This is a genomic window from Synechococcus sp. R5-12, assembly GCF_047502655.1.
Classification (GTDB): domain Bacteria; phylum Cyanobacteriota; class Cyanobacteriia; order Thermostichales; family Thermostichaceae; genus Thermostichus.
Genome location: NZ_JANSIM010000013.1, coordinates 20,453 through 29,490, shown reverse-complemented (window position 1 = coordinate 29,490; position 9,038 = coordinate 20,453). Strand labels below are relative to the sequence as shown.

11 protein-coding genes are annotated in these 9,038 nt (G+C 55.5%); 7 read left to right on the top strand and 4 right to left on the bottom strand.

Features of this window, described 5'->3' with window-relative positions:
• Nucleotides 1–284: 284 nt before the first annotated feature.
• Both NW843_RS01030 and NW843_RS01025 read right to left on the bottom strand, forming a co-directional pair.
• Nucleotides 285–1,031 carry a TVP38/TMEM64 family protein gene (locus tag NW843_RS01030; RefSeq protein WP_414521851.1) on the bottom strand — a complete coding sequence of 249 codons (747 nt, stop codon included), beginning with the start codon at nucleotides 1,029–1,031 and terminating at the stop codon, nucleotides 285–287.
• A gap of 80 nt (nucleotides 1,032–1,111) precedes the next feature.
• Nucleotides 1,112–1,462, bottom strand: a complete 351-nt coding sequence (locus tag NW843_RS01025; protein ID WP_414357213.1) for a phenylpyruvate tautomerase MIF-related protein — start codon at nucleotides 1,460–1,462, stop codon at nucleotides 1,112–1,114.
• A 183-nt stretch (nucleotides 1,463–1,645) separates the two neighbouring features.
• Between NW843_RS01025 and NW843_RS01020 the strand changes: the two genes are divergently transcribed.
• A complete protein-coding gene (locus tag NW843_RS01020) occupies nucleotides 1,646–2,029 on the top strand; it encodes a RidA family protein (protein WP_414407490.1) in 384 nt (127 codons plus the stop codon).
• 17 nt (nucleotides 2,030–2,046) lie between these two features.
• On the opposite strand, the gene yidD is transcribed toward NW843_RS01020, so the two are convergent.
• Nucleotides 2,047–2,316: a membrane protein insertion efficiency factor YidD gene (yidD, locus tag NW843_RS01015; RefSeq protein WP_414344078.1), complete on the bottom strand. Its 270-nt coding sequence runs from the start codon at nucleotides 2,314–2,316 to the stop codon at nucleotides 2,047–2,049.
• 231 nt (nucleotides 2,317–2,547) lie between these two features.
• On the opposite strand from yidD, the gene NW843_RS01010 reads away from it, so the two are divergent.
• A complete protein-coding gene (locus NW843_RS01010) occupies nucleotides 2,548–3,849 on the top strand; it encodes an MFS transporter (protein ID WP_414350143.1) in 1,302 nt (433 codons plus the stop codon).
• Nucleotides 3,850–3,979: 130 nt separating this feature from the next.
• On the top strand, nucleotides 3,980–4,846 hold the full coding sequence (locus NW843_RS01005) for a SpoIID/LytB domain-containing protein (RefSeq protein WP_414521850.1): 867 nt from the start codon (nucleotides 3,980–3,982) through the stop codon (nucleotides 4,844–4,846).
• 223 nt (nucleotides 4,847–5,069) lie between these two features.
• Here the strand turns inward: NW843_RS01005 and NW843_RS01000 are convergent, their stop codons facing one another.
• Entirely contained in the window at nucleotides 5,070–5,357 is a 288-nt protein-coding gene (locus NW843_RS01000; RefSeq protein ID WP_041436213.1) for a hypothetical protein, read from the bottom strand.
• On the opposite strand from NW843_RS01000, the gene NW843_RS00995 reads away from it, so the two are divergent.
• From NW843_RS00995 to cas10, 4 genes are all read left to right on the top strand, one after another.
• A complete protein-coding gene (locus NW843_RS00995; RefSeq protein WP_414381283.1) occupies nucleotides 5,238–5,486 on the top strand; it encodes a CRISPR-associated endonuclease Cas1 in 249 nt (82 codons plus the stop codon). The two genes, NW843_RS01000 and NW843_RS00995, sit on opposite strands and share 120 nt — an antisense overlap.
• A 52-nt stretch (nucleotides 5,487–5,538) precedes the next feature.
• The gene (gene cas2 / locus NW843_RS00990) at nucleotides 5,539–5,817 is read left to right on the top strand and encodes a CRISPR-associated endonuclease Cas2 (RefSeq protein ID WP_414421458.1); all 279 of its coding nucleotides are present in this window, start codon (nucleotides 5,539–5,541) and stop codon (nucleotides 5,815–5,817) included.
• A 96-nt stretch (nucleotides 5,818–5,913) separates the two neighbouring features.
• Entirely contained in the window at nucleotides 5,914–6,642 is a 729-nt protein-coding gene (locus NW843_RS00985) for a hypothetical protein (protein ID WP_414421457.1), read from the top strand.
• Entirely contained in the window at nucleotides 6,575–9,016 is a 2,442-nt protein-coding gene (cas10, locus tag NW843_RS00980) for a type III-B CRISPR-associated protein Cas10/Cmr2 (RefSeq protein ID WP_414521849.1), read from the top strand. Before NW843_RS00985 ends, cas10 begins: the two co-directional genes overlap by 68 nt.
• Nucleotides 9,017–9,038: the final 22 nt, after the last annotated feature.

Sequence of the window (9,038 nt, the reverse complement as noted above, 5' to 3'; positions counted from 1 at the left end):
TGAACAGTGATGTTCAGCAGTGTTCAGCGTAAATGTATCAGGCAGGAAACCCTCTGTCAAGCTGTCGGCTAAGCCTCTGCCCAACGGTGAGCGTTCTCAACCCGGTGCTTTCTACACACTAGCTCGCCGAGCCAACTTATAGTCATTTCAAACTGGATTGAGACACTCCTACTGCTGCCCAAACGCTCCGCGCCGCTTCCGCGACCACCTCCAGTCCTTCTCCCAGAGAGAGAGGAGTTGGGAAGCAATGCAACAGATTTCATTCTTGTTTAAAATGCAATTCCCTAGGCAGGCTCCACCGCTTCTTGTAGGGCTTTGCGGGCAATGCGAGTGATGTAGACGGTAGCGGCTATGGTGGCGATGAGCCCCACGAGGCGAACGACCCATTGGGCGGTTTGAGCCTGAGGATCCAACTCCGCGCCTTCCATGTCGGCCAGGGATCCCGCCAACGAGCCGATGTACACATACATAAAAGTGCCCGGCACGATTCCAGCGGTGCCCAGCAAGTTATCCAGAAAAGAAATTTGGGTCAGCCCTAGGGCGTAGTTGAGCACATTGAAGGGAAACGCAGGCGACAGCCGAATCAGGCCGACTATTTTCCATCCCTCACGTCCCAACGCTCGATCGATGGCCGCAAACTTGGCATTTCCCTCAATCCATTTCGCCACCTGTTCCCGCGCCAAGTAGCGCCCGATGAAAAAGGCCAAATTCGCTCCAATGGTTGCCCCGATCAGCACGTACACAGTTCCGGCCACCACCCCGAACACAGCTCCTGCCCCCAAGGTCAGCACCGAGGCTGGTAGAAGCAGCACCGTCGCTACAATGTAAATGGCAATGAAGAGGATTGGCCCCAGCAACCCCAAGCTTTCAATCCAAGCCAGAGCTTCGGCGAGCCAGTCTTGAATAACTCCAAAAAATCCCAATCGATGGGCTACCCAAAAGATAAAAATGGCCAAGCCCAAGCCGGTAGCAAGCTTAAGCAAAATCCGCTGCTTTTGGGGATTTGTGTTGAGTTGAGATAGCTCTTCCATTGGCTAAACTCCTACAAAGTTCTTGTGAGGCGAGCTAGGGCAAGCCAGAGTAGACAGCTCTTGGAGTGGGGGAAGTATCTTTACCCGAAAGTCGTGCCGTTCCATCCCCAAAGATAGCCTTTGGCATCGCTGAACTCAATGTAAATCCTCTTCTTGGGGATCCCCAATCGGGCCTCGATGGTGCCGCAAAAAAACTCGCTCATGGCTCGGGTTTGTTGGGCGGAAAATTGCCCGATACTCTTGATTTCCACGTAGCAACAGGGATCCCCACTGCCGGCAAAGGTCATCGGGATCCCACCTTCAAAGGCAGTCATCACGTAGGCTTCCGACTTGCCCAACTGTTCAGATAGAGCAGCAGACAGCACCTTGAGCAGTTCCCCTACCGCGGCGGCTTCTGGTTGCACAGACGTTTGCAGCTTGATCAAAGGCATGGATCCCTCTCCCTATCAACAAATTCATCTTGAAATTCATCTTGGCATTCTCAGCCCCGCTCTTCGGCAATCCACCTGTGGTAGCGTAGCGACAGAGTTGGGCAAACCTCTATGGGGCAGACGAAGCCGGCCCAGCCAGAGATCGGCCACTACCGGGATCGGCCTGGGCCATGTCTTTGTGGCGTGCAAACCGAAGCTGCCCCCGCTCCTGTCGGCCCCTACAGCCAGGGTGTTGCTGCTCTGGGGCCATTCCTGTTTACTGCCGGGCAGGTGGGCCTGGATCCCAAAACCGGCAAACTGGTGGGGGAGGACATTGTTTCTCAAACTCGGCAGGCGTTGCTGAACGTGCAGGCAGTGCTGGAAGCGGGGGGCACCACTCTCGCCAATGTGGTGAAGACAACGGTTTTCCTGGCCGATATGGAGGACTTTGCGGCCATGAACGAGGTTTATCGAGAGTTTTTTGCCACCGATCCGGCTCCGGCCCGCTCTTGCGTGCAGGTGGCTCGCCTGCCCCTCAATGCCCGAGTAGAAATCGAGGTTGTGGCCTGCTACCCACAATCGACCTAAATGTCTCCTGAGTCCGGCTAGCGGAATGGTTTCTGGGTCGGCGCGGATCCCGGCAAATCGGGAACTGGATCGTAGCCCCCTGGGTGCCAGGGATGACAGCGACAGAGGCGACGGAGCCCCAGCCAACCCCCACGTAGGGCACCGTAGCGCCGCACCGCTTCCAAGGTGTACTGGGAGCAGGTGGGGTAGTAGCGACAAGCAGGCGGCAGCCAAGGAGAAATACCCACCTGGTAACCCCGGATCAGGGCAATCAAGCTGCGAGTGAGGGGATCCGATCGTTCAGGCATGGGTCGGAGTCCAAAAAGCGCATCTCTAGGTAACTTGAGGTTAGCTGTTATCCCAGACTGGAGGCGCCTGCAAAGGCGAGCAGGGCCGGTTCCCAGCCCCAGACCATACGGTTACAATCAGAAAGGTTAGCACCTAAATATTTCGGGCTGAGGGATCCGGCGAAGGTGGGCTTATCCTAGGGCGCGGTTCTGGGAGAACGCTTTGAGTTCCATTTTGCATAAGGAGTTGGCGTGAGGGTATTCGGGCAGCTGCAGCCGGCACAGCGGCGCAACTTGGGCATTTTGTTTGTGGCTGGGCTGCTCTTTTGGGCCAGTTTATCCTCGCTGCTGCCCACGTTGCCTCTCTACGTCAGAGATGCCGGTGGCACCAGCCAGCAAGTGGGCTGGGTAATGGGGGCCTTTTCGATTGGGTTGCTGGCCTTTCGCCCTGCGTTGGGTCGCCTGGCGGATGGCCACAGCCGGCAGATCGTGCTGCTTATCGGCATGGGGGTGGTGGGGATGGCCCCCATAGGATACTGGCTCTCCGATTGGATCCCATGGGTAGCGCTGGTGCGAGCCTTTCATGGGGTTAGCATCGCCGCTTTTGCCACGGCCTATGTGACTTTGGTGGTGGATTTTGCCCCAGAAGAAAAACGGGGTGAGATCCTGGGCTACATGAGTTTGGTCAATCCGATCGGCGCAGCCATTGGCCCTGCTTTGGGCGGCTTTTTGCAGGAGTTTGCCGGCTATGGCCCTTCGTTTCTCTTCTCTGCTCTGCTGGGGTTGGTGGGCTTTCTCTGCACCCAATCGGTTCGAGAACAACGACGTGGGCATTGGGGATCCCTGCCGATGGATGGGGCCTTCTGGAGCTTTCTGGGCAGCCCGAAGGTGCGCTCCCTCGCTTGGGTGATGTTTTTGGTGGGGTTGGCCTTCGGCACCCAGACCACCTTTGTGGCCTTGTTAATCCAAGAAGCCGGAGCTCCCCTGAATCCAGGTCTTTTTTATACGGCAGTGGCCTTTGCCAGCTTTGGGGTGCGCCTGCTCACCGGTCGCGCTTCCGATCGCTATGGGCGGGGGCCATTTATCTCCCTCAGCTTGGCCACCTATGCCTTGGCAATGGGGATCCTGATTGTTGCCAACAGCACCGGCGCTTTTCTGGCTGCTGGGGTCGCGGTAGGCTGCGGTTTTGGGACTTTGATCCCTCTCATCTCTGCCCTCGTGGCCGATCGCTCGGAGCCGGCGGAGCGGGGTCGCCTGTTTAGCTTGGTGATGTGCGGGTTTGATTTGGGCATTGGCCTGGCGGGGCCCCTTTTGGGCACCTTAGCAGCGGGATCCGGCTATCGAGCCATGTTTGGCTATGCGGCTCTTCTTTCCTTGGCTTCCTTGGGTTCTTTTCTCTTCTTCTCCAATGGACGACCGGGGGACTCGCTGCGCTTTGCCTTGGGCCTGGGGCCGGATAGCCTTTCGGGTTGTCTGGAGGACAGCCGCAACCCGACCTCCTGGAGCCACCGGGTCAGCCCGCTCCCCCGGAGACGGGATCCCGTTCATAGATAGTCTCATATCTCTATCAGATCCCCCCTGCTCCACACCTGATCCACACCTGAATTGAGACTCAAGCCCTCTGCAGTTTCTACAGACAAACCGGCCCATTTCTGGAAACTCGCCCTATCCTAAGTTGGAGTTGGTGTACAAAAAGCAACTCTGGGCACGGGCTATGGAAGCGCGGCATTGGCTGGCCCTGATGGGATCCCTGGTGGTCAGTGCCTTCTGGGGATGGGTGGAGTCTGTCTGGGGGGTGACAGTGCGAGTGCAATTGGCCGATACCACTGCCCCTCTGGTGGTAGGCGTTTCTCTCCCTGCCCAACTGATCAACGGTCGGGGAGAGGTGCTGGCAGATCTGCCCCCTATGCAAGGGTTTTTGGCTCAGCCCAGCCCTCAAGGGGTGCGTCTGCATGGGGTGGTTGACCCGGTGCTGTTCATCGAACCTCAGGAGGGTGGCCTGGTGGCAGTGAATGGCCGCTGGTACTCCGGCAAGGTGCTCTTGACCGGGTACAACCTGGTGATGGCCATCAACTACGTGGATCTAGAAGACTATGTGGCCAGTGTGGTGGATGCAGAAATGGGATCCCGGTTCTTCCCAGAAGCCCTGAAGGCGCAAGCGGTGGCAGCCCGCAGCTACGTTCTTTACCATCGCAACTCCCGCGGTTGGTTTGATGTGTTTAGCGATACTCGCTCCCAGGTGTACCGAGGGCTTTCCCAGCGGTCGGCAGCCGCCCTGGAAGCAACACAAGCCACCCGTGGTGTGGTCATGGTGTATGGGGGTCAGTTTGTCAATGCCATGTACAGCGCCAGCAGCGGCGGCCAAACCGTCGGGGTGAGTGGGATCCCTTATTTGATGAGCTTACCGGATGTCAGCCCCTATCCCAAGTTTGGGCATGGCATTGGCATGAGCCAGTGGGGCGCCCAAGAATTGGCCCGCCGAGGCTGGACTTACCGCCAAATTTTGGCCTACTACTACCGAGGGGTCAGCTTTGCTCGTTTGCCAGAGTGAGACCTTCAGTGCCCTGATTTGCTCTGTCTCGTCTGCGTCAACCGAACCGCGGCTTTTGGGCCTGAAAGACCTCTTGGGCTTTGGGATCCCCTCGCTGAGGGCGGCGTTGAACTCCACTTCGGTCATGGTGCTAGAGCCGAGATAGTAGCCCCAACGATACACCAGATCCCCAAGGATGCCGTAGTGTCTCAGGGTTTGCAGATCTTTCATCAGGAGCGCACCGTCACGAACGGATCCCACACCAGAAACCCTGCTCTGCTTTTTCGCCATTCGCATCTTCCCTTACAGCATTTTTGGGCCTGACTTTTAACTTGAAGAAGACCCCGTTTTGTTCCCACCTCAGCTTCAATTTTAGGCTTCTGGGAGTGGCCTCATGGGTAGAACACTCTATGTGTCCCAACAGGATTGCTACCTCAGCCTCGACCAGGAACGCCTGGTTGTCAAACGGGCTGGAGCTGTTCTTCAACAGGCTCAATTGCCCCACTTGGATCAGATTTTGATCTTTGGCCATGCCCAAGTCACAACCCAACTGATCCAGAGTTGCCTAGAGCGCAACATCCCCATCGCCTATCTTTCCCACATGGGGTACTGTGCTGGGCCGTCATCAACCGGCAGGTGCAGACCTACAAGCAGTTTGTAAATGATCAGATCCCTGTTTACTTGCCGTTCCTCATCCGCTGAGGGGATCCCACATGCAGCTCTACGTCATCACCTACGACATCCCCGACAACAAACGACGCAAGAAAGTCTCTGACTTGCTTGAAGGCTATGGCCGGCGGGTTCAGTACAGCGTCTTTGAATGCCGACTGGAGCAGCATCAGTACCAAGACTTGAAACGCCGACTTCAACCTCGTCTCCGTTTGCCGGAAGACCACGTTCGTTTCTATCCCCTCACCGACCACACCCTGGCCAAGGTGGAAAGTTGGGGTGGGCCAGGGGTGCTCTCCCCGCCGGGATCCCTTGTTGTTTAGCAATATGAACTATTTTGCCGTTCGCGTTACCGGTGGCAGCAGGATATAGGTACCCATTTATGCTGTTGTTCAAGTGTTCAGGAGGAAGTGGAACTAATGGAAAAATCGGTGGAAACAACAGCCTATTTTCGTCGAAAACTGTTTGCTCTGCTACACGATCCCCAGCTCAAGTCTTTGTATCAGTACAAAAACGGCAAAGGCCCTTGGCAGCAGGTGGCGGAGTTGTATCATCACGGGGCGGAGTTGGAGGAGTGGTGGCAGTCTCATCAGGGGGTGATTTCGGATCATATTGCTGCTGCCTCAGATCGATTGACCATCAGAAACATCTATAAAGATGCGGAGCAACTGGGCGGGCTTACCCAAGTGGAAGTGCGTCACCCTCTGTCTGGAGAAAAGCAGGATATCCAGATTTGGAATCAGCTAACCGAAGCACAACTGGAAGAGATTCAAAATCGGATCATCCCCTATGAGCAGGTGCGCCATGCAGATCCGGAAAAAGCCTTCTGGTGGTTCTGGCGGTTTTATCCCCAGTTGGTGGTTCAAGAAACTGGGATCAACACTCCCGCCGCTCTTTTGTTGCCTGCCGACACTCGCATCCCAGACTGTCCCATCCACGATCACAACAGTATTGTCTCGGCGCTGGCCGGGGCCTTGTTCCCGCGTGAGTGGCAACCCTCGGATCCGATCTCTCGCGCTGATCTTTATGTTGTTCACCTTCTCTCCAGTGCAAGAGTTTATCAAATCTTCCAGGAAATTATTGGACTTTTGGTCTGGATCCTATCTGCTGCACTACCTGAGTGCCCGCCTCTGCTGGTTCATTGCTGAGCGCTACGGGCCGGATGCCGTGATTACCCCTTCTCTGTGGGGTCAAGAGATCATCGATGCCTGGATCCTGAAGAAGTTCCCGGAGTTTGAGTGCTATTTCCGAGAGATTGACCGGCTTGATAACTGCCATGGAGATGCCCAGGGATCCACTCCCATAACTCGATTCAACGATCACGTGTCCACCAGTCTAAGCACTGCCGGATTTCCCAACGTGATCACGGCTCTGGTGCCCAGAGAAGAGGCCAAAGCCTTTGCAGAAAAAATCACGCAGGAGATGCGCAAAATCTGGAAAGAGGTTGGAACTAAAGTCCGAGATCATATTCGTGAGAGATGTGTACAAACTCTCAATGACAGAGGATCGGAAATATGGGAAAAAATTGCCCCAACCATGGGAACTACCGAAGGATCCCACATCAACTACGAAAGAGAGTTTGAGAAATGGAAGCACCAACCCAATTGGGAATGGAATAAGCTTTGGGAGGCTCAGCTAGATCATACTTGGGAAAGCTATTGGACTCTGGTTCCGCTGGGGGATCCCGACAAGCCTTTGCAAGCCAAAACTAAAGATCCCGACTACAAGTCCTGGAAAGAATCCCAGCAAACTCTAGCTCAAAGCCGATTTGAATTGCCGACCAACCCTGAAGAAAAAGCCTACGGAAATTTGAATGTGGGCACCTGGTGGGGCAGCTTGCAGGCGCGTCTGGGCCAGTCGATTCAGGCCATCAAAAATACCCGTACCTGGCAGGTCCCAGTGGCCCCTGGGGAGCGGTCTACCCTCTCAGGCATGTACAGTGCAGTTCACCCCAATCTGCTCTATCGGGATCGATTCTGTGAAGGGGCAGGGCTACCGGCGGGATCCCTGCGCATGTTCTGGAAACTGATGGCCGAAGTTTATCCGGGGCTTTTCAATGGCTCGGAGATGTTGAACGCGGTGGAACTGACCAAACGCATGGCCTGGAAGTATGGGGGCATTGCCAACTCTCTGGGAGTAGCCGAAGAAGAGGACGATCTGGAAAACCTGATCCGGTTTCCCAACCTCAGCTCCATTGCAGCAGCCCGCTTTGCCCATGATGCTCCCGAAAAGGTGAAACAGTATTGGCACGTGTTGGAGAAGCAGATCCGACAAGTTCTGCCGGAATATCGGGATCGATTTGGATCCCTGACGCGCCGCCCTTTTCAGGTGCCGAAGACGGATGAGCAAATGATTCCTGATCCCCAACCCCTCTCCCAGCGGACGAGGGGAGAAGCACCCTACAACGGAGTGATGTTTTCCAGCAGATGGCTGGTGGACGATCTGGGGCTCCAGGATCCTGAAGATATTGCCCTATTGCGAGAAGCCGTGGATCAAGCCCATCGACAGGTGGGTCTAACCGGGGGCAGTCCCTCCGACTGGTGGGTGATTGTACTGGCGGATGGAGACAACATGGGCAAGTATGTCAGCGGCTCCAGGCTACACCCCTATGAGACCTACCTGCCTGAAGATGTTGCCGATCAATTGAAGAAGAATGGCTTGGAGTGGCAGCAGCTTCTGCAAAATGTCAAAAAGCGCATGGGGCCAGCCACCCACGTGGGGCTTAATCGGGCCTTGTTGGATTTCTCCAATCGGCTGGTTCCTTACCTGACGGAGAAACGCTTCTGTGGTCGGGTGGTCTACAGTGGCGGAGACGATGTCATGGCTCTCTTGCCCTTAGAAGATCTGCCCGAATATCTCCTCTTCCTGCGCGCAGCTTGGTGTGGGAATTGGTGTGGGAAACGGGATCCCAAAGACGAGTTCAGATTTGAAGGAGGATTTTGGCATCCCCAGCCGGGTAAAGATCTCTCCGGCCTGCCCAATCGTCCCCTTTTCACCATGGGCGAAGGAGCCACCATGAGCATCGGCGTGGTGATCGCCAACAAAGGGATCCCTCTGCCCACCGTCCTGGAAAATCTCTGGGAAGCTGAGAAGCATCGAGCCAAGAAGATCCCTGGCAAGGATGGTCTTTGCTTCCGGGTCATTTACCAATCCGGGAATACCCTGGAAGCTCTCATGAAAGGGAAACTGCTGGAGCAATGGTGGGACTGGTTAAAGCAAGGGCCGGAACTGGATCTGGGGCCAGTGCTATATCGTTTGGCCGAAGAACTGCCGCTGCGCTGTGTGATCTCTGCAAATAACAAGCTGTTTAAGCTGGCCACCACCACGATTTTGGCGCGACTAGACCGAGCTGAGAAGCTGGAACCTGTTCGGGAGCTTTTGGTGAACTGGATCAATGCCTGGGAAAGCTGGGCATTCGAGTTTCAAGGCAAGTCAGAGGCTCTGGGCACCACTCCTAGAGATTTGGGTAATCTCTTGAGATTCTCAGCCTTTATGGATAGACAAGAAAAAACAACGAGATGATTGGATCAAAAAACCTCAGGAA